Below are 25,223 nucleotides of genomic sequence, written 5' to 3'. Positions count from 1 at the left end.
TAAAAGAAATCCTCCTTAGCATGCCCGAAATCCACCGGCTTTTACAGACGGAAGGCATGGCCCAGATATACATCGCGCACCGTCTGGTTGGCCAGTACGGTTTCGGCGTCACCCTCGGCGATGATGTGGCCGTCATTGACTATGTAGGCCTTGTCGCAGATATCCAGCGTCTCGCGCACGTTATGGTCGGTGATCAGCACACCGATGCCCTTGTCCTTGAGATGCTCGATGATCTGCTTGATATCGTTCACCGATATCGGGTCCACCCCGGCAAAGGGCTCGTCCAGCAGGATGAATTGCGGATCTGTGGCCAGCGCCCGGGCAATCTCGGCCCGTCGACGCTCGCCACCGGACAGGCTCATCCCCAGGCTGTCACGCAGATGGTGGATATGGAATTCACGCAGCAGCGAATCCAGCTTGCCCTCGCGGCCCTTCTGGTTGAGGTCCTTGCGCGTCTGCAGGATGGCCATGATGTTGTCCGCCACGCTGAGCTTGCGGAAGATCGAGGCCTCCTGCGGCAGATAGCCGATGCCGCCCCGTGCCCGCCCGTGCATGGGGAGATGGGTGACATCCTGGCCATTGATCAGGATATTGCCGCGGTCGGCCCGGACGAGGCCGACGATCATGTAGAAGCAGGTAGTCTTGCCGGCGCCGTTGGGACCGAGCAGACCGACCACTTCGCCACTGTTGATCTGCAGCGAGACATCCTCGACCACGCGGCGGGATTTGTAGGACTTGGCCAGATGGCGGGCTTCAAGTTTCGTCGTCATTGCTCACCGGCTCGGTACGTTTACGGGGCTGGATGACAATCTCGATACGCTCGGCCGAATCACCTTCCTCGGCGATGGCGCGCCCGGCGTCCACGACCTGACGCTGGATGTCGTAGTTGACCCGCTGCCCCTGGAAGGTGTTGCCGGCCTGCTCGAGGAAGGCATTCTGGATCAGCACCACCCGCTCGGTGTCGGCATGGTATTCGATGGTCTGGGCGCGGGCATCCACCTGCTTGCCACCGGCGGGGGTCTGGCGGAAGGTTGCCGGGGAGCCGTTGGACACCAGCTTCTGCACTTCCCCGGCATTGTCCAGGGTCAGGGTGACCCGGGCACCGGTCAGACGCATGCTGCCCTGGGTGATGATCACGTTGCCGGTGTAGATGGCGACATTCTTGCGGTCATCCAGTGTGGCGCTGTCGGCCTGGATGCGGATCGGCTGGCTGGAGTCGCTCGACTGTGCGATTGCAGGGGCCGCGATGCCGGTCAGCAGGGCAAGAAACAGAACTCTAATGCGCCTCATGTTCGCCTCGTACGTTGGACAGCAGCTCTATGCGGCCGTCATTGAAATAAGCCTTCATGCCGGTGGCGGTGGTGACGCCGCCGGCTTCGATTCTGACTGCCTGATCGGTTTCGGCGTAGTCCCGGCTGGGGAAAACGGTCAGCTCCGGGGTCGACAGGCGACGGGTGGTGCGGGGGTCGAGCTGCTGCTCGATGATGACGTTCTGGCTCAGCAGCACCTGGTCACCCTGGGAGGTTACCTCGCCATAGCGTGCGCGCAGCTGCCAGGGGGTCTGCTCCCCCTCACGGTAGTACTGAAGGCGGGGTTCGTCGAGCTCGGTGATGTCGCTGTTGACCTGATGGGTGGCCTTGTCACTGGTCAGCTCGTACACCGGCTGGCCCTGCTCGTTGAGCTGGCGGATGCGCGGGTTGTCCATGAAGAAGTCCGGCTGCAGCGGCGCCTGCACCTGCTGGGGCGCAAAGCCTTCGGGACGGATGTTCCAGTAACCCACGGCCAGCGCCAGCACCACCACCAGAATCAGCAGGGTGCCGGTTGTCAGATAGCGCGGGATCTTCACAGATACTCCGCCTGGGCGGCGTCCAGCGTGCCCTGGGCGCGCATGATCAGCTCGCAGAACTCCCTTGCGGCACCGGCGCCGCCGGCCTTCAGGGTGACGCCGTGGGCGTGCTGGCGCACGAAATCATCGGCGCTGGCCACGGCCATGCCCAGACCCACCCGGCGGATCACCGGCAGGTCCGGGAGGTCATCGCCGAGGAAGGCGATCTCATCCAGTTCCACCGGTACTTTCTCACGCAGCTCGGCCAGCGCGGTGAGCTTGTCCTCGCGACCCTGGATCAGGTGCTGGATACCCAGGTTGGCGGCCCGGCGCTCGACCAGCGGCGAGTTGCGGCCGCTGATGATCGCGGTCTGCACGCCGGAGGCAATCAGCATCTTGATGCCGTGACCGTCCAGGGTGTTGAAGGATTTGAATTCGGTGCCGTCGGGCATGAAATACAGTCGGCCGTCGGTCAGCACGCCGTCGACGTCGAAGATTGCCAGGCGGATGTTGCGGGCCCGTTCCAGCAGGGTCAGTTCGGTTGTCATACTACCCCCGCGCGCAGCAGGTCATGCATGTTCAGGGCGCCGACCGGCAGGCCCTGGTCGTCGATCACGAAAAGGCCGCTGATCTTGCTGTCCTCCATGATCTTCAGCGCCTCGGCGGCGAGCATGCCCTGGCCTATGGTCTTGCAGCCCCGGGTCATGACCTGCTCGATGTGCGCATTGCGGATATCGATGTCCTGATCGAGGGTGCGGCGCAGGTCGCCGTCAGTGAAGATGCCGATGAGCTTGCCGGCGCCGTCGGTCACGCCGGTCAGGCCCAGGCCCTTGCGGGTCATTTCCAGCAGGGCGTCGCGTAGCGGTGTCTGCGGTGTCACCAGCGGCATTTGCTCGCCACTGTGCATGATGTCGTCTACCAGCAACAGCAGGCGTCGACCGAGGCTGCCGCCAGGGTGCGAGAAGGCGAAGTCCTCGGCACTGAAACCGCGGGCCTCGAGCAGAGCGATGGCCAGCGCATCACCCATCACCAGTGCGGTGGTGGTGCTGGAGGTGGGGGCCAGGTTCAGCGGGCAGGCCTCCTGCTCGACGCCGGTATCGAGGTTGGCGACGGCGGCGCGGGCCAGGGTGGAGTCGGGGTTGCCGGTGATGCTGATCAGCGGGATGCCCAAGCGCTTGATCAGCGGCAGCAGGGTGACCACCTCGGCGGTGTTGCCGGAGTTGGACAGGGCGATGACCACGTCCTGGGCGGTGATCATGCCCATGTCGCCGTGGCTGGCTTCGCCCGGATGCACGAAGAACGCCGGAGAGCCGGTGCTGGCCAGGGTGGCGGCGATCTTGCGGCCGATATGGCCGGACTTGCCCATACCCGTCACCACGATACGCCCCGGACACTGGATCAGCGTTGCACAGGCGCGGTCGAAGTCGCCTTCCAGCCGGTTCAGCAGGCTGTCGACGGCGTCGCGTTCCATGGCAATGGTGCGGCGGGCGGAGCGGGTGTAGTCGAATTCGGGCATGGTTCCTGATTTCTCTGGCAGTCAAGCGGGCAAGTATAGCGCCATGTATCGCTCAACTCATCACTGGCGTGTGTCGGGTTGGCGAGTGGACGAGCTGGTGCTCGTCCCTCCCGGGCTGCAGGCGTAGCGCGGGTGCGCTACACCCCGGACGTGCCAGCCCTCATCCCCGTAGGAGCACCCGCCCCGGGTGCGAAGGGTGCCTGCCGGTTCGCACCGAGGCGGTGCTCCTACAAAAAAGCCGGTCAACCTCCCTCCCTCGGTAGGAGCACCCGTCCCGGGTGCGAAGGGTGCCTGTCCGGTTCGCACCGAGGCGGTGCTCCTACAAAAGGGCGGTCAACCTCCCTCCCTCGGTAGGAGCACCCGCCCCGGGTGCGAAGGGTGCCTGCCCGGTTCGCACCGAGGCGGTGCTCCTACAACAAAGCCGGTCAACCTCTCCCCGGGTGCGAAGGGTGCGGCGCGGATGCCCGCCGACAAAACTTCCTCCAGCAAGGTCTCCACGTTGATGCTCGAACCTCATCGGGAGAACTGATATATTAGCGCGTTCACTTTTTCCGTCGTCCTGCCGGCCAACAGGTAAGGCTACCTATAAACATGCTCGAAACAGATGACTTCATCGTCGATTTGCAGCAAGTGACCTTTCGTCGCGGCGAGCGGGTGATCTTCAACAACGTTGATATCCGCATACCCCGGGGCAAGATCACCGGCATCATGGGCCCGTCCGGCTGTGGCAAGACCACCTTGCTGCGCCTGATCGGTGCCCAGCTGCGTCCGGAAAACGGCCGGATTCTGGTCAACGGCCAGAATATCCCCGAGCTGGGCCGTGAAGAGCTCTTCAGTGCACGGCAGCACATGGGCATGCTGTTCCAGAGCGGTGCCCTGTTCACCGATCTGAACGTGTTCGAGAACGTGGCCTTCCCGCTGCGGGTACACACCAAGCTGCCGGAAGACATGATCCGCGACATCGTGCTGCTCAAGCTGCAGGCCGTGGGACTGCGTGGCGCCATCGAGCTGATGCCCGATGAGCTGTCCGGTGGCATGAAGCGGCGCGTGGCCCTGGCCCGGGCAATCGCCCTGGACCCGGAGCTGATGATGTACGACGAGCCCTTCGTCGGTCAGGACCCGATTTCCATGGGTGTGCTGGTGCGCCTGATCCGTCTGCTCAACGATGCGCTGGGGCTGACCAGCATAGTGGTGTCCCACGACCTGGCGGAAACCGCCAGCATTGCCGACTATCTCTATGTGGTCGGTGACGGCCAGGTGCTCGGTCACGGCAGGCCCGACGATCTGATGAATTCGGATAACCCGCGCATCCGGCAGTTCATGCAGGGCGAGCCGGACGGTCCGGTGCCTTTCCATTTCCCGGCGCCGGATTATGTGGATGACCTGCTGCAGAAGGAGCGCAGACGATGAACGGTGTTGTGGATCGGGTCGCCTCCCTGGGTCGTATCGGCCTGGATGTGATCGCGGCGATCGGGCGCTCCGGCATATTCCTGTTCCAGGCGCTGGCTGGCCGCTCGCGTTACGGCAACGGCTTTTCCCTGCTGGTCAAGCAGCTGTACGCCCTGGGCGTGCTGTCACTGGCGATCATCATTGTCTCCGGCATCTTCATCGGCATGGTGCTGGCGCTGCAGGGCTACAACATCCTCAAGGATTACGGCTCGGAGCAGGCGGTCGGCCAGATGGTTGCCCTGACGCTGCTGCGCGAGCTGGGGCCAGTGGTCACCGCGCTGCTGTTTGCCGGTCGCGCCGGTTCCGCCCTGACTGCCGAGATCGGCCTGATGAAGGCCACCGAGCAGCTGTCGAGCCTGGAGATGATCGGCGTTGACCCGCTCAAGTACATCATTGCCCCGCGCCTGTGGGCCGGCTTCATTGCCATGCCGCTGCTGGCGCTGATCTTCTGCGTGGTCGGCATCTGGGGGGGCGCCATGGTGGCGGTGGACTGGCTGGGTGTCTACTCCGGCTCCTACTGGGCCAACATGCAGAACTCGGTGGAATTCAGCCACGATGTGTTCAACGGCATGATCAAGGCCGTCGTGTTTGCCGTGGTGGTGACCTGGATTGCAGTGTTCCAGGGCTATGACTGTGAACCCACCTCCGAAGGTATCAGCCGGGCAACCACCCGTACCGTTGTCTATGCATCCCTGGCCGTGCTCGGCCTGGACTTCATACTTACCGCGTTGATGTTTTGATCTGCCAAGGAATTGACCATGCGCACCCGTACACTGGAACTGACCGTCGGCCTGTTTATCCTGGCTGGATTGCTCGCGCTGCTGATACTGGCACTGCGGGTCAGCGGCCTGACGCTGAGCACCAACGGCGATACCTATACCGTCTATGCCCACTTCGACAACGTGTCCGGCCTGACCTCCCGGTCCAAGGTGACCATGGCCGGTGTGACCATTGGCCAGGTCAAGCGCATCACCTTTGACAAGAACCGGTATACCGGTCTGGTGGAAATGGCGATCAACTCCGATGTGGACACCCTGCCGGCGGACAGCACGGCTTCCATCGTGACGGCAGGTCTGCTGGGGGAAAAATACATCGGCATCTCCGTCGGCGGGGATGACCTGGTGCTGGGCGATGGCGACGAGATCGTCGACACCCAATCGGCACTGGTGCTGGAAGAGCTGATCGGTCGCTTCCTGCTCAATACCGTCAGCAAAGACGATTAACGGGAGTACAACATGCGTAGATTCATGACTTGGGCGCTGGCTCTGCTGATCAGTGCACCGCTGCTGGTCCAGGCCGCAGCCCAGACCCCTCATCAGGTTGTCGAGGACACCTCGGTGCGGGTCATGGAGACCCTCAATGCCAACCGCGAGCTGTACAAGCAGGACGCCGACGCCTTCTACAACGGCCTGAACGAAATCATGGAGCCGGTGGTGGACTTCCAGGGCATCGCCCGCAGCGTGATGACCGTGCGTTACAGCCGCAGTGCCACACCCGAGCAGATGGACCGCTTCATCGAGACCTTCAAGCGCAGCATGGTCGAGTTTTACGGCAATGCTCTGCTCGAGTTCGACGGCGGCAGCATCACCGTACTGCCCCCGGCCCGTGGCGCCCAGCAGACCGAGGAGCGTGCCAGCGTGAACATGGAAGTGCGGTCCAACAGCGGCAACGTCTACCCGGTGACCTACACCATGGCCAACGTCGACGGGCAGTGGAAAGTGCGTAACGTCATCGTCGAAGGCATCAACATCGGCCTGCTGTTCCGCGACCAGTTCGCCCAGGCCATGCAGGCCCACCGCAACAACCTGGATGCCGTCATCGACAGCTGGGGCAGTGTGGTCGCCGAATCCCGAGAAGTGGTGGAAAAAGAGGTCAGCGAGTGAGCCCCAGCGTGCAGCTTGAAGGGCAGCGCCTGCGGTTGGCCGGTGATCTGGACTTTGCCAGCGCCGGGGCACTGCGCGAGCAGCTGACCGCACTCATTGCCGGCAGCGCCGGCCAGACGCTGATCCTGGATCTGTCTGCGGTCAGTCGCAGCAACAGTGTCGGTCTGTCGCTGCTGCTTTCCGCCGCCCGCAGTGCGGAAGAACACAAGGTGGACCTGCACACCTCAGGCCTGCCCTCGGGCCTGCTGAGCATGGCCCGCGTATGCGGACTGGACGACTGGCTGCAGAAGCTGAGCGTCGAGCCGCTGGATTTGAAGGAGACACCCCATGCAACCCCATGAAGTGAAAGATCTGATCGAGCGGCAACTGCCGGGGGTTCAGGTGGAGGTGGCCGGTGAAGGCTGTAACTTCCAGCTGATCCTGATCAGCGATGAACTGGCTGCCCTGTCGCCGGTCAAGCGTCAGCAGCAGATCTATGCTCTGCTCAACGAGCCCATTGCCGATGGCCGCATCCATGCGGTTACCATGAAATTCTTTACCCGTGACGCCTGGGCCGATCGCACCTGAGCGAGCCTGAACAAGAGAGTCGTATGGACAAACTGATGATCACCGGCGGTAACCGCCTGGATGGGGAAATTCGCATTTCCGGGGCGAAGAACTCCGCACTGCCGATTCTCGCTGCTACCCTGCTGGCCGATGACGCCGTCACCATTGCCAACCTGCCGCACCTGCACGACATCACCACCATGATCGAGCTCTTCGGGCGCATGGGTGTGCAGCCAGTGGTGGGCGACAAGCTGAATATCGAGATCAACCCGACCAGCATCACCACTCTGGTAGCGCCCTACGAACTGGTCAAGACCATGCGCGCCTCTATCCTGGTGCTGGGTCCCATGGTGGCCCACTTCGGCTACGCCGAGGTGGCCCTGCCGGGCGGCTGCGCCATCGGCTCGCGGCCGGTGGATCTGCATATCCGCGGCCTCGAAGCCATGGGTGCGGAAATCACCGTCGACGGTGGCTACATCAAGGCCCGGGCGCCGCAAGGTGGGCTGCGCGGTGCACACTACTCCTTTGACACCATCAGCGTCACCGGCACCGAGAACATTCTCATGGCTGCCACTCTGGCCAAGGGGCAGACCGTCATCTCCAACGCCGCCCGCGAGCCCGAGGTAGTAGACCTGGCCGAATGCCTGATTGCCATGGGCGCACAGATCCGCGGCCACGGCACCGACACCATCACCATCGATGGCGTCGATCGCCTGCACGGTGCTCACTACTCGGTGATGCCCGACCGAATCGAAACCGGTACCTTCCTGGTCGCCGGCGCGGTCACCCGTGGGCGCGTACGGCTGAAGGACACCGATCCCGGTACCATGGAAGCGGTACTGCTCAAGCTGGAAGAAGCCGGTGCGCAGATCGAAACCGGCAAGAACTGGGTCGGACTGGACATGAAGGGCAATCGCCCGAAGGCGGTCAACCTGCGCACCGCGCCCTATCCGGCGTTCCCCACGGACATGCAGGCTCAGTTCATGGCCATGAATGCTGTGGCTGAGGGCACCGGCACCGTGATCGAGACGGTGTTCGAAAACCGCTTCATGCACGTGCAGGAAATGCGCCGCATGGGCGCCCAGATCCAGGTCGAGGGCAATACCGCCATCGTTACCGGGGTCGACCGGCTCAAGGGCGCTCCGGTCATGGCGACCGACCTGCGGGCCTCCGCCAGCCTGGTGATCGCCGGCCTGTGGGCCGATGGCGATACTCTGGTCGACCGCATCTACCACATAGATCGCGGTTACGAATGCATCGAGGAAAAACTGCAGATGCTGGGTGCCAGCATCCGCCGCGTTTCCGCCTGAGAGAAGACACATGAGTAACAGCCTGACCATTGCCCTGTCCAAGGGTCGCATCCTGGATGACACTCTGCCGCTGCTGAAGCTGGCCGGCATCGAGCCGGTGGAGGATCTGAACAAGAGCCGCAAGCTGATCTTCGGTACTACCGATCCGGGCGTGCGCCTTCTGATCGTGCGTGCCACCGATGTCCCCACCTACGTGGAGCAGGGCGCGGCGGACCTGGGCGTGGCCGGCAAGGATGTGCTCATGGAGTACGGCAGCAGGGGGCTGTACGAGCCGCTGGATCTGAAGATTGCCAACTGCAAGCTGATGACGGCCGGCCCGGTGAACACTCCCGAGCCCAAGGGTCGGCTGCGGGTAGCGACCAAGTTCGTCAATGTCGCTCGGCGCTACTACGCTGCGCAGGGTCGCCAGGTCGAGGTGATCAAGCTGTATGGCTCCATGGAGCTGGCCCCGCTGGTGGGTCTGGCGGACAAGATCATCGACGTTGTGGATACCGGCAACACCCTGCGCGCCAATGGTCTGGAGCCGCAGGAGCTGATTGCCGAGATCAGCTCCCGGCTGGTCGTCAACAAGGCCTCCATGAAGCTGAAGCACGCCCGCATCCAGGCACTGATCAACCTGCTGACCGAGGCCGTCGAGCGTCGGGCCAGCTGAACGCACCACCCTTAATATCTTTGTGAGGAACGCACCATGAGCACGCCGTTGAAAATCACCCGTCTGGACACCAACCAGGCCGATTTCAACCATCATCTCGATGGGCTGCTGGCGTGGGAAGGTGTGTCGGACAAGGCAGTGAACGAGCGCGTCGACGAGATCATCGCCGCGGTCCGCCAGCGCGGCGACGCGGCGGTGGTCGAATATACCGCCCGCTTCGATGGGCTGGATGTTGCCGACATGGCCGCCCTGACTCTGAATCGCGCCCGCCTGGAACAGGCCTTGGAGCGCATTACCGCCGAGCAGCGCCAGGCGCTGGAAGTGGCTGCCGAAAGGGTGCGTCTGTACCACGAACACCAGCGTCAGGATTCCTGGCGCTATACCGAGGCCGACGGCACCGTGCTCGGCCAGCAGGTCACTCCGCTGGATCGGGTCGGGCTCTACGTTCCCGGCGGCAAGGCCTCCTATCCCTCATCGGTGCTGATGAACGCCATCCCGGCCAAGGTCGCCGGCGTGCCCGAGGTGGTCATGGTGGTGCCCACGCCCCGTGGGGAGATCAATGAACTGGTGCTGGCGGCTGCCTGCCTGGCTGGTGTCGACCGGGTATTCACCATAGGCGGTGCCCAGGCTGTGGCAGCCCTGGCCTACGGCACCGAGACAGTGCCCCGGGTGGACAAGATCGTCGGCCCCGGCAACATCTACGTGGCCACCGCCAAGCGCGCCGTATTCGGTCAGGTAGGCATCGACATGATCGCCGGTCCCTCGGAGATTCTGGTGATCTGTGACGGCCAGACCGACCCGGACTGGATTGCTATGGATCTGTTCTCCCAGGCCGAACACGACGAGGACGCCCAGTCCATTCTGCTGTGCCCGGACGCTGAATATCTGGACGCGGTGGAAGCCAGCCTGAACAGACTGCTGGGTACGCTGGAGCGCAGCGACATGGTCCGCGTATCCATCGAGAACCGTGGCGCGCTGATCAAGGTCGACAGCCTGGATCAGGCCTGCGAAGTCGCCAACCGTATCGCACCTGAGCACCTGGAGCTGTCCGTGGCCGACCCTGACGCAATGCTGCCGAAGATCCGTCATGCCGGCGCCATCTTCATGGGTCGCTACACCCCGGAAGCGCTGGGGGATTACTGTGCCGGTCCGAACCACGTGCTGCCCACCTCCGGCACCGCGCGGTTCTCCTCGCCGCTGGGCGTGTACGACTTCCAGAAGCGCTCTTCGGTGATCTTCTGCTCGCCGGCAGGGGCCTCCGAGCTGGCCAGAACCGCCTCCGTGCTGGCTCGCGGCGAAAGCCTCACCGCCCACGCGCGCAGCGCCGAATACAGAATCAAGCAGTAAGCTTCAAGCCGCAAGCTTCAAGCTGTAAGTTAAAACCAAATTATCACCGGAGCAGCTGACAGCTTGGAGCTGCTCCGAAGGAGCAACACGTGAGCCGTTTCTGGAGTCCCTTCGTCAAGGATCTGGTGCCCTATGTGCCGGGCGAGCAGCCCAGGCTGGACAACCTGGTCAAGCTGAACACCAACGAGAACCCCTACGGTCCGTCGCCGAAGGTGATCGAGGCCATCCGTGCCCAGCTGGATGACAGCCTGCGTCTCTATCCCGCTCCCAATGCCGATGACCTGAAGCAGGCGATTGCCGATTACCACGGTCTGGCCACCAGCCAGGTATTTGTCGGTAATGGCTCCGATGAAGTGTTGGCACATCTGTTCAATGGGCTGTTCCAGCACGGCAGACCGGTGCTGATGCCGGATATCAGCTACAGTTTCTACCCGGTGTACTGCAACCTCTACGGTATCGAGGCCAGAGCGCTGCCGCTGGATGACAACTTCCGCATCCGCGTGGAAGACTATCAGGGCGAGAACGGCGGCATCATCTTCCCCAACCCCAATGCGCCCACTGGCATTCTGCTGCCGCTGGACGGTATCGAGCAGATCCTCAAAGCCAACCCGGACTCGGTAGTGGTGGTGGATGAAGCCTATGTGGACTTCGGCGGCGAGAGCGCCATCGCCCTGGTGGATCGCTACCCGAACCTGCTGGTTACCCAGACCCTGTCCAAATCGCGCTCCCTGGCTGGCCTGCGGGTCGGCTTCGCAGTGGGGCATGCGGATCTGATCGAGGGGCTGGAGCGGATCAAGAACAGCTTCAACTCCTATCCGCTGGATCGGCTGGCCATCGCCGGCGCCGTTGCCGCCTTCGAGGACCAGGCCTGGTTCGAGAAGTGCTGCAAAGCCGTTACTGACAGTCGGGAGGAGCTGAGTACAGCGCTGACCGAGCGTGGCTTCGAGGTGCTGCCGTCAGCCGCCAACTTCGTACTGGCGCGCCATCCTGAGCGCGACGCCGGCGAGCTGGCAGCGAGCCTGCGCGAGAGAAGGGTGATAGTTCGCCACTTCCGCCAGCCGCGCATCGAACAGCACCTGCGCATCACCGTGGGCACGCCGGAGCAGAATCAGGCGCTGCTCGAGGCGTTGGACGCACTGCTGCAGGGCTGACCTGCAGCGCCGCAGACTCAGGAGCCGCTGAGGGTCGGCCGCACGCTGACCTCGGCGGTAAAGGACATGGGCTGCCCGTCGCGCAGCACTTCCAGGGTTACTGTCTCGCCGGGCTGGGTGCGCGCCACCACATTCATCGCCTGGCGGCCCGAGACCGCCGGCTCGCCATTGATGCTCAGAATCACATCTCCGGGGCGCAGACCGGCGGTCCAGGCCGGGCCGTTGCGATACAGGCCCGACACCACGATGCCCTTGGCCTGCATCAGGTTGAAGGATTCGGCCAGCTCGTCGGTCAAAGGCTGTACTTCGACCCCCAGCCAGCCGCGAATGACCCGGCCCTGCTGAATAACCTGCTCCATCACGTTCACCGCCAGTGGGGCAGGGATGGCGAAACCGATGCCCTGAGAGCCGCCGGACTGGGAGAAGATCGCGGTGTTGATGCCGATCAGTCGACCATAGGCATCGATCAGTGCGCCACCGGAGTTGCCCTGGTTGATGGCAGCATCGGTCTGGATGAAGTCTTCATAGGTGTTCAGGCCCAGCTGATTGCGACCCATGGCGCTGATGATGCCCTTGGTCACGGTCTGCCCGAGGCCGAAGGGGTTGCCGATTGCCAAAACCACGTCCCCGGTGCGCAGTTGTTCCGCCGGGCTCAGGGTGGCGACCGGCAGATTCGGCAGGTTGATCTTGAGGACGGCAATGTCGGTTTCCGGGTCGGTGCCGATGAGTTCGGCCAAGGCCTCGCGGCCGTCCTGCAGGGCAACCAGAATGCCATCGGCACCGGCTACCACGTGGTGGTTGGTGACCAGATAGCCGTCCTCGCGCAGAATGACCGCCGAGCCCAGGCTCGACTGGCGGCGGCCGGGCTCTGGGATGGGTGTGCCATAGTCGCCGAGGATCTGGCCATTGAGGCCGAAACTGGAACTGCGCGCGTCACGTCGAATCTGCTTGGTGGTATAGATATTGGCCACGCTGGGTGCAGCATGGCTTACGGCATCGCCATAGGACACCACGCCAACCGGCGCCACTATGGCGGGAGCGGCCGGTACGCCGGATTTGGCAGCGGGCAGACCAACGAGCTGGGGGAATTGCTGCACCAGCAGCGACGCCAGAAGCAGCCCGCATACCGCGGGCCAGCCTAATTCGCGCAGGAATACTTTCAAGTAGAGTACCTTCTCAATACCTGCCGAAAAGGCAGTGCTTCGCCATTATAGGGACATTCGGGTTAATGTGTGGTAAATCCAATGAGAATAGTTCCGAAAACTGATAATTCTCTTTTATTTCAATAAGGTAGATAAATGATGACAGCCTGTTCTGAACTTGTGGCCTACTGCAACAATCTCCTCGATTCCGCAGCTTTTCAGGATTACTGTCCGAATGGTTTGCAGGTTGAAGGGCGTCGCGACGTCAATCGGGTGGTCAGTGGTGTCACGGCCAGTCAGGCGCTCATCGACGCCGCCGCCGAGGCCGGCGCGGACCTGCTGCTGGTGCATCATGGCTACTTCTGGCGTGGCGAGGCGGCTCCCATCACCGGGCTGAAACAGCGTCGCATCCGCGCCCTGCTGGAACACGGCATCAACCTGGTCGCCTACCACCTGCCATTGGATGTGCATGCCAAGTTCGGCAACAACGTCCAGTTGGCCGAGCTGATGGGCTGGCGCATTACCGGTGGTCTGGAGCCGGCCAATCCGCGCTCGGTGGGACTGCAGGGCGAGCTGGTGGACGAGCTCAGTGGTGCTGAGCTGGCCGAGCAGATCGGCAGCCGGCTGAATCGGGAGCCCATGTTCATCGCCGGGCATGATCGTCCGATCAAGCGCGTTGCCTGGTGCACCGGCGCAGCTCAGGGTTATATCGAGAAAGCGGTGGCACTGGGAGTCGATGCCTTTGTTACCGGCGAGGTGTCCGAGCCGACCATCCATATCGCCCGCGAATGCGAAATCAACTTCTACGCGGCCGGGCATCACGCCACCGAGCGTTACGGCGTCAAGGCATTGGGTGAGCATCTGGCCGAGCACTTCGGTCTGGAACACCAGTTCATCGATATCGATAACCCGGTCTGAGCGCGGACGGAGAACCGCCCGCTGTGACTCCGATGAATATGCTTATAACCGAAAGGTATTGAAGGGCGCCTTATTATAAGAGGTGCCCTTTGCTACAATGCCGGCCTATTTTCTCGCCGCTTCAGTTCATCGTGAGTACCCCATGCTGGAAAAACTGACCCATCTGAAACAGCTGGAAGCCGAAAGCATCCACATCATCCGTGAGGTTGCCGCCGAGTTCCAGAACCCGGTAATGCTGTATTCCATCGGCAAGGACTCCGCCGTCATGCTGCATCTGGCACGCAAGGCCTTCTATCCCGGCCGCCTGCCATTCCCGGTGCTGCATGTAGACACCGGCTGGAAATTCCGCGAGATGTACAGCTTCCGCGAGCGCATGGTCAAGGAGATGGATCTGGACCTGCTGGTGCACATGAACCCCGAAGGGGTGGCGCAGGGCATCGGTCCCTTCACCCACGGCAGCGCGGTGCACACCGACGTGATGAAGACCCAGGGCCTGAAACAGGCGCTGGACAAGTACGGCTTCGATGCCGCCTTCGGCGGCGCCCGCCGTGACGAGGAAAAATCCCGCGCCAAGGAGCGGGTCTACTCCTTCCGTGACAAGCACCATCGCTGGGACCCGAAGAACCAGCGCCCTGAACTGTGGAACATCTACAACGGCAAGGTGCACAAGGGCGAGAGCATCCGCGTATTCCCCCTGTCCAACTGGACCGAGCTGGACATCTGGCAATACATCTATCTGGAAGGCATCCCGATCGTGCCCCTGTACTTCGCCGCCGAACGCCCGGTGGTCAAGCGTGACGGCACGCTGATCATGGTCGACGACGAGCGCATGCCGCTGAACCCCGGCGAAGTACCGGAAATGAAGATGGTGCGCTTCCGGACCCTGGGCTGCTACCCGCTGACCGGCGCCGTGGAATCCTCCGCCGCCACCCTGCCGGAAATCATCCAGGAAATGCTGCTGACCCGTACTTCCGAGCGCCAGGGCCGCGTGATCGATCACGATCAGGCCGGATCGATGGAAGAAAAGAAACGTCAGGGGTACTTCTAGCCGCGGGCGGCTGGAAGTAAGCGGCAAGCTTCAAGCTGTAAGCTTTAAGCGGAAATGCCTGGAGCTGACAGGGAGGTTGGCGTGGATTTTGAGCGGTTGGAGGTTTGGCGGCGGAGTAAGGATCTATCGGTGGAGTTGTATCGGGGGCTGTCGAGCTGCCTTGATTACGGCTTTCGGAACCAGCTGACCCGTTCGGGGTTGTCGGTGCCGAGCAATATCGCCGAAGGGATGGAGCGCTCTTCCGATGCAGAGAAGGCTTACTTTCTCAATGTTGCCAAGGGCTCCTGCGCCGAGTTGAGAACACAATTACTGATTGGCAAGGAAATCGGCTATCTCGATGCCGCCCTTGCAGATCGCTGGATTACAGAAGCCCGGGAGCTTTCCATGATGCTCGCCGGCCTCATTAAAAGAGTCAGCAAGTAAGCTTCAGGCTTCAGGCTGCAAGTGGTAAGCCCCAAGCGTTGTCAGCTTTTGGCTTGTCCTTGTGACTTTTGGCTTGTCGCTTGAAGCTTGCAGCTTGGAGCTTAGCGAAATGAGTCACCAATCTGATCTGATCAGCCAGGATATCCTGGCCTATCTGGGCCAGCATGAGCGCAAGGAACTGCTGCGTTTTCTGACCTGTGGCAACGTCGACGATGGCAAGAGCACCCTGATCGGGCGTCTGCTGCACGACTCCAAGATGATCTACGAAGATCACATGGAGGCCATCACCCGCGACTCGAAGAAGGTCGGCACCACCGGTGAGGAAGTGGATCTGGCGCTGCTGGTCGACGGCCTGCAGGCCGAGCGCGAGCAGGGCATCACCATCGACGTGGCCTACCGCTATTTCTCCACGGCCAAGCGCAAGTTCATCATCGCCGACACCCCCGGCCACGAGCAGTACACCCGCAACATGGCCACCGGTGCCTCCACCTGTGACCTGGCGATCATCCTGATCGACGCCCGCTACGGCGTGCAGAGCCAGACCCGTCGGCACAGCTTCATCGCCTCGCTGTTGGGCATCAAGCACATCGTCGTGGCGGTGAACAAGATGGACCTGCTGGACTTCGATCAGCAGGTATTCGACCGCATCTGCGCGGACTACAGCGAGTTTGCCAAGGGGCTGGAAACCCTGGCCGACAGCAGCATCCATTTCGTGCCGATCTCGGCGCTGAAGGGCGACAACGTGGTCAACCGCAGCGAGCGGTCCCCCTGGTATCAGGGCCCGGCGCTGATGGAGATCCTCGAGACCGTGGAAATCGCCGCCGACCGTGACCCCACCGACCTGCGCTTCCCGGTGCAGCTGGTCACCCGTCCGAACCTGAACTTCCGCGGCTTTGCCGGCACCATCGCCTCCGGCGTCGTGAACAAGGGCGATGAGCTGGTGGTGCTGCCCTCGGGCAAGACCAGCCGGGTCAAGTCCATCGTCACCTTCGACGGCGAGCTGGAAGTGGCCGGCGCCGGCCAGGCCGTGACCCTGACCCTGGAAGACGAGATCGACATTTCCCGTGGTGACATGCTCACCCACGTGGACAACCGCCCGCGCATCGCCGACCAGTTCCAGGCCAGCCTGGTGTGGATGTCCGAGCAGCCGATGCAGCCGGGCCGCAAGTACGACATCAAGCGTGCTACCAGCTACACCCCGGGGTCCTTCAGTCGCATCCTCTACCGCCAGGATGTGAACACCCTGGAGAAGCTGAGCGCCTCCGAGCTGGAGCTGAACGAGATTGCCCGGGTAGAAGTGTCACTCGAGCAGCCGATTGCCTTTGACGACTATCGCGCCAACCGCACCACCGGCGCCTTCATCGTCATCGACCGCCTGACCAATGCCACGGTCGGCGCCGGCATGATCGTCGCCGAAGGGCAGAACGCTGCCGGCACGGCGGGCACACCGGATGAATTTGCCCACGTCAGCCCCGCCGAGCGCGCCGAGCGCTTCGGTCAGGAGCCGGTCACCCTGCTGTTCACCGGCCTGTCCGGCGCCGGCAAGAGCACCCTGGCCTATGCCGTGGAGCGTCGCCTGTTTGACCGCGGCCGTGCCTGCTATGTGCTGGACGGCAAGGTGCTGCGTCAGGACCTGAGCAAGGGCATCGGCCGTGACGCCGCCGGCCGTGCGGAGAACCTGCACAAGGGCGCGCGGGTGGCCCGGCAGCTGAACCATGCCGGCCTGATCGCCATCGGCGCCTTCACCGCACCGACCGAGGAAAGCCGCGCCCAGGCCCGGCATATTCTCGGTGACCGCTGCCTGATGGTGTACCTGGATGCACCGCTGGAAGTCTGCCAGAAGCGCGATTCCTCCGGTCTGTATGCGGCCAACGAGGAAGGCACCATCCCGGGCGTGTCCTACCCTTACGAGGTACCCCAGGACGCGGATCTGGTGCTCAACACCGCCGAGCTGGATCTGGCGGCCTGTGTCGATAAGGTACTGGAGCTGCTGCGCGAGCGTTCCATCATCTGATCCTCCTGCCGGCGGGCAGCAATGCCCGCCACATTGCCGCGCAATTGTGTATCCTGTGCCGCCATTGACTGATCAAGGCGGCACCGGAGCACTCCCCTGATGAAACCTGCTGATATCGACTTCATGCGTGAAGCCATCGCCGAAGCGCGCAAGGGCGCGGAACTGGGCGAGGTGCCCGTGGGCGCCGTTCTGGTGCGTGACGGTCAGATCATCGCCCGCGGCTTCAATCGCCCCATCAGCAGCCACGACCCCAGCGCCCACGCCGAAATGGTCGCCCTGCGCGAAGCCGCCCAGAGCGAACAGAACTACCGCCTGCCCGGCACCACTCTCTACGTCACCCTCGAACCCTGCACCATGTGCTCCGGCCTGCTGGTCCACAGCCGCATCACCCGCCTGGTGTTCGGCGCCAGCGAACCCCGCTCCGGCGCCGTCGTCAGCCGCAGCCAGGTACTGGAACAGCCCTGGCTGAACCACCGGGTGCAGGTCGAGGGTGGGGTGCTGGCGGAGGAGTGTGGGACGATGCTTACAGAGTTTTTCCGGGCGCGCAGATAGACTCAAATCCCCTGCGGCAACTGCTCCAGAATTCCCGGTGCGTGATACTTGCCGTCTGGCATCTGCGGGGTTTCGCCCTGGGGTTGGGTTACCCAGGTGAGGATTTCGTAATAGCGGCGGATGTTCTGCACGTAGTTCACCGGCTCGCCGCCCCGGGCATAGCCGTAGCGGGTCTGGCTGTACCACTGTTTCTTCGACAGCAGCGGCAGGTGGTCCTTCACATCGATCCAGCGGTCCGGATCGCGGCCGTTGTTGCGGGTGAGGATGCGTGCGTCATCCAGATGCCCCAGCCCCACGTTATACGCCGCCAGGGCGAACCAGGTGCGGTCGGGTTCGGGAATATCAGTGGACAGCTGGTCGCGTACCCACACCAGATAGCGGGCGCCGCCGGCGATGCTCTGCGCCGGGTCCACCCGGTTGGTCACGCCGACGAACTTGGCGGTGGGCAGGGTCAGCATCATCAGGCCGCGCACCCCGGTGGGGGAGCGGGCATCCGGGTCCCACAACGATTCCTGATAGGCCATGGCCGCCAGCAGGCGCCAGTCCATGCCGTGCTGGTCCGCTGACTGGCGGAACAGCTGCTCGAAGCGTGGCAGCCGCTGCTGCATGTGGCGGGCGAAGGCGCGGGCGCCGACATAGTCCAGCACGTCGGCATGGCCGTAGAAGCGCTCCAGCAACTGATCCAGGGTGCCGTCTTCGCGGATGCTGTCGAAGAAGCGGTTCACTTCCTGCAGCAGGCTCTCGTCCTCGCCGCCGGCCAGTGCCCAGGCCATGGGCTGCGCCGGGCCGAGGTCGAAGCCCACATGCAGCGCCGGATAGAAGGCCTGGTTGACCAGCAGTTCGTTGGAATAGACCACGGTGAAATCGATTTCGCCGTCATTGACCAGACGCAGCAGGTCGACGGTCTCCAGGGTGTCGGATTCCTCGAACACCAGCTGCGGATGCTCGGCCTGCAGCTCGCGCAGCTGATCGGCCAGGGCGCTGCCCTTGAGCACCGTGATGCGCTTGTCGTAGAGATCCTCGAGGCCTCTGGGCTGGCGCTCGCCGCGCCGGTAGATGACCTGCGGGGTAACCTGCAGATAGGGCTCGGAAAACTGCACCTGACCGGCGCGGTTGGGGTTGGCGGTCAGGCCGGCGGCGGCGATGTGCGGCCCGCGCTCGCGCACCAGCTGATGGTACAGATCATCCAGCGTCGGGCTGGTAATCATCTCCAGCTCCAGATTCAGGCTGTCGGCAAAGCGCTTGCTCAGCTCGTACTCCAGCCCGGTGTCCCCATGGCGACCTTGGTAATAGGTAGTCGGCGTATTGCGGGTCATCACGCGCAGGGTGCCATCCTCGCGCAGCTGCTCGAGACGACTGGGCTGCTCGCAGGCCACCAGAAACACCGAGCACAACAGGGCCAGGGCGGGGGCAGCGAGATGGTTGCGTGGGTGGCGAGACATGGCCTCAGTATATGTAAATCCGCACAGGGGCAATAGAGCGGCGGTGTTACAGGGCGCTACCTCTGGGCAGCCGGTCATGCCGCTCGCCGGGCAAGATGGCTCCGGCGCGCAACCTGAGGTATCCTATGCGCCTTTCTTTTTTCCACTTCCCGAATCCCGAGGCCGATACCGACATGCATATACTGCGTGGAGCCCCAGTCCTTTCCGATTTCCGGCGCAGCAAGCTGCTGGCACGTCTGCAACAGCAGGTTCCCGGCGTGAGAGCTGTGTACGCTGAATTCATGCATTTTGCCGACCTGACCGGTGAGCTCACCGAGCAGGATCAGGCGGTGCTGGACCGGCTGCTCAAGTATGGCCCCTCGGTAGCGGTGGAAGAGCCCAATGGCAGTCTGGTGCTGGTAGTGCCGCGCTTCGGCACCATTTCGCCCTGGTCGAGCAAGGCCACGGACATCGCCCACAACTGCGGCCTGCGCATGATTGACCGCCTCGAGCGGGGTATCGCCTATTACGTTACCGGCGAGCTGAGCAGCGACGACCTGCAGCAGGTCAGGGCGCTGCTGCACGACCGCATGACCGAGCAGGCACTGGACAGCGTCGAGGCCGCCGCACAACTGTTCCACCACACCGAGCCCAAGCCCTTCAACCGGGTGGACATCCTCGGTGGCGGCAAGGCCGCGCTGGAGCAGGCCAACGTCGATCTGGGCCTGGCCCTGGCCGATGACGAGATCGACTACCTGGTGGAAAGCTTCCAGGGACTGGGCCGCAACCCCAGCGACGTCGAACTGATGATGTTCGCCCAGGCCAACTCCGAACACTGCCGGCACAAGATTTTCAACGCCAGCTGGGACATCGACGGCGAGGCTCAGGAAAAGAGCCTGTTCGGCATGATCAAGAACACCTACCAGATGCACAGCGAAGGCGTGCTGTCCGCGTACAAGGACAACGCCGCGGTCATCGAGGGCTTTGTCGCCGGTCGCTTCTTCCCGGAGCCGGGCACCGGTGAATACCGTGCCCATCAGGAGCCGGTACACATCCTGATGAAGGTCGAGACCCACAACCACCCGACCGCCATCTCCCCGTTCTCCGGTGCCTCCACCGGTTCCGGTGGCGAGATCCGCGACGAGGGTGCGACCGGTCGTGGCGGCAAGCCCAAGGCGGGCCTGACCGGCTTTACCGTATCCAACCTGCGCATCCCCGGCTTCGAGCAGCCCTGGGAAGAGGACAACGGCAAGCCGGGTCGCATCGTTACTCCGCTGCAGATCATGATCGACGGCCCGCTGGGCGGCGCCGCGTTCAACAACGAATTCGGCCGTCCGAACCTGACCGGCTACTTCCGTACCTTTGAGCAGACCGTGCAATCGCCCCGTGGCCCGGAAATCCGTGGCTACCACAAGCCGATCATGATCGCCGGTGGCATGGGCAACATCCGCGCCGAGCACGTCGAAAAGGCCGATATTCCGGTGGGCGCCAAGCTGATCGTACTCGGCGGCCCGGCCATGCTGATCGGCCTGGGCGGCGGCGCCGCCTCCTCCATGGCCACCGGCAGCAGCGCCGAGGACCTGGACTTTGCCTCCGTACAGCGGGAAAACCCGGAAATGGAGCGCCGCTGTCAGGAGGTCATCGACCGCTGCTGGCAGCTGGGCGAGAAGAACCCCATCGCCTTCATCCACGACGTGGGTGCTGGCGGCCTGTCCAACGCCTTCCCCGAGCTGGTGAATGACGGCGGCCGTGGCGGTATCTTCGAGCTGCGCAATATTCCCAACGACGAGCCGGGCATGAGCCCGCTGGAAATCTGGTCCAACGAATCCCAGGAACGCTACGTGCTGGCTGTGCCGAACGCCGACTTCGAGCGCTTCCAGGCCATCTGCGAGCGCGAGCGCTGCCCCTTCGCCGTGGTCGGCGAAGCGACCGAAGAGCAGATGCTGGTCCTCAACGACAGCCATTTCGACAACCAGCCGGTAGATATGCCCCTGTCGGTACTGCTCGGCAAGCCGCCGCGCATGCACCGCAGCGTGACCCGCGAAGCGGAGCAGGGCGATGACTTCACCGGGGACGTTGCCCTGGAAGAAGCCGCACTGCGCGTACTCCGCCTGCCGGCCGTGGCCAGCAAGAACTTCCTGATCACCATCGGTGACCGCAGCATTACCGGTCTGGTCGCCCGCGACCAGCTGGTCGGCCCCTGGCAGGTGCCGGTTGCCGACTGCGCCGTGACCGCCAGCAGCTTTGACGTCTACACCGGCGAAGCCATGGCCATGGGCGAGCGCACCCCGCTGGCCCTGCTCGACGCCCCGGCTTCCGGCCGCATGGCCGTTGCCGAGACGGTAACCAACCTGGCTGCCGCGCGCATCGACAAGCTATCCGACATTCGCCTGTCCGCCAACTGGATGGCCGCCGCCGGCCACCCCGGTGAAGATGCCCGTCTGTACGACACCGTCAAGGCGGTGGGCATGGAACTGTGCCCCGAGCTGGGTATCACCGTGCCGGTGGGCAAGGACTCCATGTCCATGCAGACCCGCTGGAACGACAACGGTCAGGACAAGAGCGTTACCTCGCCGCTGTCGTTGATCGTTACCGGTTTTGCGCCGGTACAGGACGTGCGCCGTACCCTGACCCCGCAACTGCGTCTGGACAAGGGCGACACCGACCTGATCCTGATCGATCTGGGCCGTGGCCAGAACCGCCTGGGCGGCTCGGCACTGGCGCAGGTATACAACCGCATCGGCCAGCAGGCCCCCGACCTGGACGACGCCGAAGACCTCAAGGCCTTCTTCGCCGTGATCCAGGGTCTGAACCAGGACGACCTGCTGCTGGCCTACCACGACCGCTCCGACGGCGGCCTGCTGGCCACCCTGGCGGAAATGGCCTTTGCCGGCCACTGTGGTCTGGACATCAATCTGGACGTACTGGCCGACGCCGCCGACGAGCTGGCACCGGTGCTGTTCAACGAAGAGCTGGGCGCCGTTATCCAGGTGCGTCAGAGCGACACCGAGGCCGTGCTGGCGCAACTGAGCAGCGCCGGTCTGGGTGACTGCAGCGCGGTTATCGGCCAGCCCCGCGCCGAGCAGGTGCTGAGCTTCAACTTCAATGGCGAGCAGGTGCTCGGCGGCACCCGCGCCGCCTGGCAGCAGGCCTGGAGCGAGACCAGCTGGCAGATCCAGCGTCTGCGCGACAACGCCGAATGCGCCGACCAGGAATTCGAACGCCTGGCCGACGACAACAATCCCGGCCTGCGCGCCATGCTCAGCTACGACCCCAACGAGGACGTAGCCGCGCCCTTCATCAACACCGGCATGCGCCCGGCGGTGGCCATCCTGCGCGAGCAGGGCGTCAACGGTCAGGTGGAAATGGCCGCAGCCTTCACCCGCGCCGGCTTCACCGCCATCGACGTGCACATGAGCGACATCCTCAGTGGCCGCGTCGATCTGGCCGACTTCCGTGGTCTGGTCGCCTGTGGCGGCTTCTCCTACGGTGACGTGCTGGGCGCCGGCGAAGGCTGGGCCAAGTCGATCCTGTTCAACGAACAGGCCCGCCAGGCCTTCAGCGACTTCTTCGCCCGCCCCGACACCTTCACCCTGGGTGTGTGCAACGGCTGTCAGATGCTGTCCAACCTGCGCGAACTGATCCCCGGCAGCGACCACTGGCCGCGCTTCGTGCGTAACCGCTCCGAGCAATTCGAAGCGCGGGTCGCCATGGTCGAGGTCCAGCCCTCGCCGTCGATCTTCCTCAGCGGCATGGTCGGCTCGCGCATGCCGATCGCCATCGCCCACGGCGAAGGCTATGCCGAGTTTGCCGACAGCACCGCCGTCGACGCCTGCGAAGCCAGCAGCAGCGTCGCCCTGCGCTTCGTCGACAACCACGGCCGCATGACCGACCGCTACCCGGCCAACCCCAACGGCTCCCCCCGCGGCATCACCGGCCTGACCACCCGCGACGGCCGCGTCACCATCATGATGCCGCACCCGGAACGCGTCTTCCGCGCAGTCCAGAACTCCTGGTACCCGGACGACTGGAGCGAAGACGGCGCCTGGATGCGCATGTTCCGCAATGCACGGGTCTGGGTAGGCTAAACCCACCCCGCACCAACAAAAATCCCGGCCAGGCGCCGGGATTTTTGTATGCACACTTTGCCAGCATGCACATTTCTGCACCCTCTCCCCTTGCGGGGCGAAAGCGGAATAAGCGAAGCACTGCTTCGCCGCTTGAGCGCCCTGAGCTCTGCGAAGGGCTGGGGCGCGGAGCGGGGCTGGGGAGAGGGGGGAAAGCCTCCTCACACACCCAACTCCCAGAACAACTACAATTCCCCAACACCCACAACCAAAAACCACCCCATGAAAACAACAACCCTAACCGCCATCATCCTCCTAACCACCGCCTGCACCACCCAAACCACCCACATCTACAAACCCGACGGCAACAAACAATGCGAACCCGCCACCTCCACCCTCGCCAACAGCACCACCCAACTCACCAGCGCCGGCATTGAAGTCCTCACCTCAAACTGCGCCACCCACACCGGCATGGCCGTAATGACCGTCTGCGGCGCCCCAACCCTCGGCATCCACCTGCACGAAATAAACGCCAGCGACATACAAAAAGCCAAAGACCTCGGTTACGAAGAAGCCAACAACCTGATCAACCACGAGCAAGGCACAGGCTACGAAATCACCAACTGCCCCTGATGCCGTTGAAATGGCCAGATGCCTGCATTATGGTTAAAGCCACGCAGGGAATGCAGACACTCTCCTCCAAGGCACCGGACAGCCTTCAATTCCCTCCAGAATAATTACCGCATATGCCTGAATGCGCGAGGTAGGGCGGTAGCGTGCCTGAAGACCTGAAATGGTCAACCCAGTGGGCTCTGCACACCAGCAAAGCCCTGACCAAGCACATGAGTGTAAATCTGCGTAGTACGGACATCCGCATGGCCCAACAAGGTTTGTACCGTACGAATATCACTGCCTCGGCGTAGCAACTCGGTGGCAAAGGTGTGCCGGAACGTATGGCATCCGACAGGCTTTTCGATGCCCGTACCGCGCACTGCCTGTTTGACGGCCCGCTGAATGGTGCTGACATGCACATGATGGCGAACGCTCCGACCATCTTCGTCAAGACAGATCCCGCTTGAAGGGAAAAGCCACTGCCAAGCCAGCGAAACAGAAGCGCGTGGATATTTACGTCGCAACGCGAAAGGGAGAGACACAGGCACCTTGTACATTTCCTCCTGTGAGCGCCATGCAGCCTCAATCTGCTCTATCTGATGCTTAAGAGGGGTTATCAAGGGGGCGGGCAGCAAAGTGGTTCTATCTTTTCCGCCTTTGCCGTCCCTGACTATGATCGTTTGATTTCGGAAGTCGATATCCTTGACGCGTAGACGGGATGACTCAACTACCCTCAGCCCCGCACCGTACATAAGAGAAGTCAGTAAGCGGTACGGTTGGCCTAGGTGCTCAATGATAGACATGGCCTCCTGGTGGGTAAGTACCGTCGGCAACCTGGGTGGTCGCTTGACCCTGACCACGTCACCGATCTCGCCTAGAGGCTGCTCAAGGACGCGGGCATATAGAAATACGATGGCATTCAATGCGAGATTCTGGGTCGCAGCCGCAACCTGTCGATCAGTGGCGAGCCAGCTGAGAAACGCATTCACATCAGACGTTCCCAGTTCAAGAGGGTGGCGCATGCCGTGGAAGCGGATGAAATAGCGGATCCAGTACCAATAGCTTTTCTCCGTGCGGATGCTGTAGTGATTCAAGCGCATAACCGAGCGAAACTGCTCCCTCAGGCGAGGCTTAGGAGCTAGGCTGTCCATGTGTCGTCCTTTGCTGTATTTTTATACAGTAGTAATAGATGTGCAGAATGACGAAGTCAAGCGAGTACAAAAGGAATAAAGGTGGTTATGGGTAAGTTTATGATTTTTAAGGAATTTAATATGGTAGGTAATCCCGGCTATCCGGAGTTATACCGCAGTCATTCTTATGCATTAGTGCCGCATGCGGTCTAATCAC

Annotated in this window: 25 protein-coding genes; 17 read left to right on the top strand and 8 right to left on the bottom strand. The window is 62.8% G+C overall.

Annotated features, from left to right (window positions below; translation table 11 throughout):
* Window positions 1-41 precede the first annotated feature (41 nt).
* Genes lptB through VF673_RS13735 form a run of 5 tightly spaced genes read right to left on the bottom strand, consistent with a single transcriptional unit; the run spans window position 42 to window position 3,341 of the window.
* The gene (gene lptB, locus VF673_RS13755) at window positions 42-770 is read right to left on the bottom strand and encodes an LPS export ABC transporter ATP-binding protein (protein ID WP_090535970.1); all 729 of its coding nucleotides are present in this window, start codon (window positions 768-770) and stop codon (window positions 42-44) included.
* A complete protein-coding gene (gene lptA, locus VF673_RS13750; RefSeq protein ID WP_440292371.1) occupies window positions 754-1,290 on the bottom strand; it encodes a lipopolysaccharide transport periplasmic protein LptA in 537 nt (178 codons plus the stop codon). Before lptA ends, lptB begins: the two co-directional genes overlap by 17 nt.
* Window positions 1,277-1,846, bottom strand: coding sequence for an LPS export ABC transporter periplasmic protein LptC (lptC, locus tag VF673_RS13745; protein ID WP_235818530.1), 570 nt, complete (start codon window positions 1,844-1,846; stop codon window positions 1,277-1,279). Before lptC ends, lptA begins: the two co-directional genes overlap by 14 nt.
* Window positions 1,843-2,373: a KdsC family phosphatase gene (locus tag VF673_RS13740; RefSeq protein ID WP_273125077.1), complete on the bottom strand. Its 531-nt coding sequence runs from the start codon at window positions 2,371-2,373 to the stop codon at window positions 1,843-1,845. Before VF673_RS13740 ends, lptC begins: the two co-directional genes overlap by 4 nt.
* Entirely contained in the window at window positions 2,370-3,341 is a 972-nt protein-coding gene (locus VF673_RS13735) for a KpsF/GutQ family sugar-phosphate isomerase (protein ID WP_090535974.1), read from the bottom strand. The genes VF673_RS13740 and VF673_RS13735 overlap by 4 nt, the downstream gene beginning before the upstream one ends.
* A 591-nt stretch (window positions 3,342-3,932) precedes the next feature.
* Between VF673_RS13735 and VF673_RS13730 the strand changes: the two genes are divergently transcribed.
* The 10 genes from VF673_RS13730 to hisC all read left to right on the top strand — a co-directional run bounded on the left by VF673_RS13730 (window position 3,933) and on the right by hisC (window position 11,679).
* Window positions 3,933-4,751, top strand: a complete 819-nt coding sequence (locus VF673_RS13730) for an ATP-binding cassette domain-containing protein (RefSeq protein ID WP_090535976.1) — start codon at window positions 3,933-3,935, stop codon at window positions 4,749-4,751.
* The gene (gene mlaE, locus VF673_RS13725) at window positions 4,748-5,530 is read left to right on the top strand and encodes a lipid asymmetry maintenance ABC transporter permease subunit MlaE (protein WP_440292370.1); all 783 of its coding nucleotides are present in this window, start codon (window positions 4,748-4,750) and stop codon (window positions 5,528-5,530) included. Before VF673_RS13730 ends, mlaE begins: the two co-directional genes overlap by 4 nt.
* Before the next feature lie 18 nt (window positions 5,531-5,548).
* Window positions 5,549-6,013, top strand: coding sequence for an outer membrane lipid asymmetry maintenance protein MlaD (mlaD, locus tag VF673_RS13720; protein WP_090535980.1), 465 nt, complete (start codon window positions 5,549-5,551; stop codon window positions 6,011-6,013).
* Window positions 6,014-6,025: 12 nt separating this feature from the next.
* The gene (locus tag VF673_RS13715; RefSeq protein ID WP_440292369.1) at window positions 6,026-6,673 is read left to right on the top strand and encodes an MlaC/ttg2D family ABC transporter substrate-binding protein; all 648 of its coding nucleotides are present in this window, start codon (window positions 6,026-6,028) and stop codon (window positions 6,671-6,673) included.
* Window positions 6,670-7,014, top strand: a complete 345-nt coding sequence (locus VF673_RS13710) for an STAS domain-containing protein (RefSeq protein WP_440292368.1) — start codon at window positions 6,670-6,672, stop codon at window positions 7,012-7,014. Before VF673_RS13715 ends, VF673_RS13710 begins: the two co-directional genes overlap by 4 nt.
* Window positions 7,001-7,240, top strand: a complete 240-nt coding sequence (locus tag VF673_RS13705; RefSeq protein ID WP_440292367.1) for a BolA family protein — start codon at window positions 7,001-7,003, stop codon at window positions 7,238-7,240. Before VF673_RS13710 ends, VF673_RS13705 begins: the two co-directional genes overlap by 14 nt.
* A gap of 23 nt (window positions 7,241-7,263) precedes the next feature.
* On the top strand, window positions 7,264-8,529 hold the full coding sequence (gene murA, locus VF673_RS13700) for a UDP-N-acetylglucosamine 1-carboxyvinyltransferase (protein ID WP_440292366.1): 1,266 nt from the start codon (window positions 7,264-7,266) through the stop codon (window positions 8,527-8,529).
* A gap of 10 nt (window positions 8,530-8,539) precedes the next feature.
* Entirely contained in the window at window positions 8,540-9,181 is a 642-nt protein-coding gene (gene hisG / locus VF673_RS13695; RefSeq protein WP_440292365.1) for an ATP phosphoribosyltransferase, read from the top strand.
* A gap of 36 nt (window positions 9,182-9,217) precedes the next feature.
* Window positions 9,218-10,528, top strand: a complete 1,311-nt coding sequence (hisD, locus tag VF673_RS13690) for a histidinol dehydrogenase (RefSeq protein WP_440292364.1) — start codon at window positions 9,218-9,220, stop codon at window positions 10,526-10,528.
* Window positions 10,529-10,617: 89 nt separating this feature from the next.
* A complete protein-coding gene (gene hisC / locus VF673_RS13685) occupies window positions 10,618-11,679 on the top strand; it encodes a histidinol-phosphate transaminase (RefSeq protein ID WP_440292363.1) in 1,062 nt (353 codons plus the stop codon).
* 17 nt (window positions 11,680-11,696) lie between these two features.
* Here hisC and VF673_RS13680 read toward each other — a convergent pair whose 3' ends face one another.
* Window positions 11,697-12,842 carry a S1C family serine protease gene (locus VF673_RS13680; RefSeq protein WP_440292362.1) on the bottom strand — a complete coding sequence of 382 codons (1,146 nt, stop codon included), beginning with the start codon at window positions 12,840-12,842 and terminating at the stop codon, window positions 11,697-11,699.
* A gap of 135 nt (window positions 12,843-12,977) precedes the next feature.
* On the opposite strand from VF673_RS13680, the gene VF673_RS13675 reads away from it, so the two are divergent.
* From VF673_RS13675 to tadA, 5 genes are all read left to right on the top strand, one after another.
* Window positions 12,978-13,739 carry a Nif3-like dinuclear metal center hexameric protein gene (locus VF673_RS13675; RefSeq protein WP_440292361.1) on the top strand — a complete coding sequence of 254 codons (762 nt, stop codon included), beginning with the start codon at window positions 12,978-12,980 and terminating at the stop codon, window positions 13,737-13,739.
* 142 nt (window positions 13,740-13,881) lie between these two features.
* Window positions 13,882-14,787: a sulfate adenylyltransferase subunit CysD gene (gene cysD / locus VF673_RS13670; RefSeq protein ID WP_320331672.1), complete on the top strand. Its 906-nt coding sequence runs from the start codon at window positions 13,882-13,884 to the stop codon at window positions 14,785-14,787.
* Between the two features lie 81 nt (window positions 14,788-14,868).
* Window positions 14,869-15,210, top strand: coding sequence for a four helix bundle protein (locus VF673_RS13665; RefSeq protein WP_090536844.1), 342 nt, complete (start codon window positions 14,869-14,871; stop codon window positions 15,208-15,210).
* 109 nt (window positions 15,211-15,319) lie between these two features.
* The gene (cysN, locus tag VF673_RS13660; RefSeq protein WP_440292360.1) at window positions 15,320-17,224 is read left to right on the top strand and encodes a sulfate adenylyltransferase subunit CysN; all 1,905 of its coding nucleotides are present in this window, start codon (window positions 15,320-15,322) and stop codon (window positions 17,222-17,224) included.
* Between the two features lie 99 nt (window positions 17,225-17,323).
* The gene (gene tadA / locus VF673_RS13655) at window positions 17,324-17,776 is read left to right on the top strand and encodes a tRNA adenosine(34) deaminase TadA (protein WP_440292359.1); all 453 of its coding nucleotides are present in this window, start codon (window positions 17,324-17,326) and stop codon (window positions 17,774-17,776) included.
* A 2-nt stretch (window positions 17,777-17,778) separates the two neighbouring features.
* On the opposite strand, the gene mltF is transcribed toward tadA, so the two are convergent.
* On the bottom strand, window positions 17,779-19,218 hold the full coding sequence (gene mltF / locus VF673_RS13650; protein WP_440292358.1) for a membrane-bound lytic murein transglycosylase MltF: 1,440 nt from the start codon (window positions 19,216-19,218) through the stop codon (window positions 17,779-17,781).
* Window positions 19,219-19,391: 173 nt separating this feature from the next.
* Between mltF and purL the strand changes: the two genes are divergently transcribed.
* Window positions 19,392-23,285: a phosphoribosylformylglycinamidine synthase gene (purL, locus tag VF673_RS13645; protein ID WP_440292385.1), complete on the top strand. Its 3,894-nt coding sequence runs from the start codon at window positions 19,392-19,394 to the stop codon at window positions 23,283-23,285.
* 261 nt (window positions 23,286-23,546) lie between these two features.
* Window positions 23,547-23,897 (top strand): hypothetical protein, encoded by a 351-nt coding sequence (locus VF673_RS13640; RefSeq protein WP_090536004.1) that lies wholly within the window; start codon window positions 23,547-23,549, stop codon window positions 23,895-23,897.
* A gap of 164 nt (window positions 23,898-24,061) precedes the next feature.
* Here VF673_RS13640 and VF673_RS13635 read toward each other — a convergent pair whose 3' ends face one another.
* Window positions 24,062-25,027 (bottom strand): integron integrase, encoded by a 966-nt coding sequence (locus VF673_RS13635; protein WP_440292357.1) that lies wholly within the window; start codon window positions 25,025-25,027, stop codon window positions 24,062-24,064.
* Between the last annotated feature and the right edge of the window lie 196 nt (window positions 25,028-25,223).

It is taken from the genome of Halopseudomonas sp. Lyrl_26, from assembly GCF_051948695.1.
Classification (GTDB): domain Bacteria; phylum Pseudomonadota; class Gammaproteobacteria; order Pseudomonadales; family Pseudomonadaceae; genus Halopseudomonas; species Halopseudomonas formosensis.
This window is presented reverse-complemented; position numbering and strand designations above follow the sequence as displayed.

Bases quoted from the DNA above. Each gene is read 5' to 3' on its own strand.
- purL (WP_440292385.1), top strand. From the start codon at position 19,392: ATGCATATACTGCGTGGAGCCCCAGTCCTTTCCGATTTCCGGCGCAGC.
- VF673_RS13730 (WP_090535976.1), top strand. From the start codon at position 3,933: ATGCTCGAAACAGATGACTTCATCGTCGATTTGCAGCAAGTGACCTTT.
- lptB (WP_090535970.1), bottom strand. From the start codon at position 770: ATGACGACGAAACTTGAAGCCCGCCATCTGGCCAAGTCCTACAAATCC.
- VF673_RS13715 (WP_440292369.1), top strand. From the start codon at position 6,026: ATGCGTAGATTCATGACTTGGGCGCTGGCTCTGCTGATCAGTGCACCG.
- hisD (WP_440292364.1), top strand. From the start codon at position 9,218: ATGAGCACGCCGTTGAAAATCACCCGTCTGGACACCAACCAGGCCGAT.
- VF673_RS13640 (WP_090536004.1), top strand. From the start codon at position 23,547: ATGAAAACAACAACCCTAACCGCCATCATCCTCCTAACCACCGCCTGC.
- mlaE (WP_440292370.1), top strand. From the start codon at position 4,748: ATGAACGGTGTTGTGGATCGGGTCGCCTCCCTGGGTCGTATCGGCCTG.
- cysD (WP_320331672.1), top strand. From the start codon at position 13,882: ATGCTGGAAAAACTGACCCATCTGAAACAGCTGGAAGCCGAAAGCATC.
- VF673_RS13740 (WP_273125077.1), bottom strand. From the start codon at position 2,373: ATGACAACCGAACTGACCCTGCTGGAACGGGCCCGCAACATCCGCCTG.
- murA (WP_440292366.1), top strand. From the start codon at position 7,264: ATGGACAAACTGATGATCACCGGCGGTAACCGCCTGGATGGGGAAATT.
- tadA (WP_440292359.1), top strand. From the start codon at position 17,324: ATGAAACCTGCTGATATCGACTTCATGCGTGAAGCCATCGCCGAAGCG.
- VF673_RS13705 (WP_440292367.1), top strand. From the start codon at position 7,001: ATGCAACCCCATGAAGTGAAAGATCTGATCGAGCGGCAACTGCCGGGG.
- mltF (WP_440292358.1), bottom strand. From the start codon at position 19,218: ATGTCTCGCCACCCACGCAACCATCTCGCTGCCCCCGCCCTGGCCCTG.
- hisG (WP_440292365.1), top strand. From the start codon at position 8,540: ATGAGTAACAGCCTGACCATTGCCCTGTCCAAGGGTCGCATCCTGGAT.
- lptA (WP_440292371.1), bottom strand. From the start codon at position 1,290: ATGAGGCGCATTAGAGTTCTGTTTCTTGCCCTGCTGACCGGCATCGCG.
- VF673_RS13675 (WP_440292361.1), top strand. From the start codon at position 12,978: ATGATGACAGCCTGTTCTGAACTTGTGGCCTACTGCAACAATCTCCTC.
- VF673_RS13635 (WP_440292357.1), bottom strand. From the start codon at position 25,027: ATGGACAGCCTAGCTCCTAAGCCTCGCCTGAGGGAGCAGTTTCGCTCG.
- mlaD (WP_090535980.1), top strand. From the start codon at position 5,549: ATGCGCACCCGTACACTGGAACTGACCGTCGGCCTGTTTATCCTGGCT.
- cysN (WP_440292360.1), top strand. From the start codon at position 15,320: ATGAGTCACCAATCTGATCTGATCAGCCAGGATATCCTGGCCTATCTG.
- VF673_RS13735 (WP_090535974.1), bottom strand. From the start codon at position 3,341: ATGCCCGAATTCGACTACACCCGCTCCGCCCGCCGCACCATTGCCATG.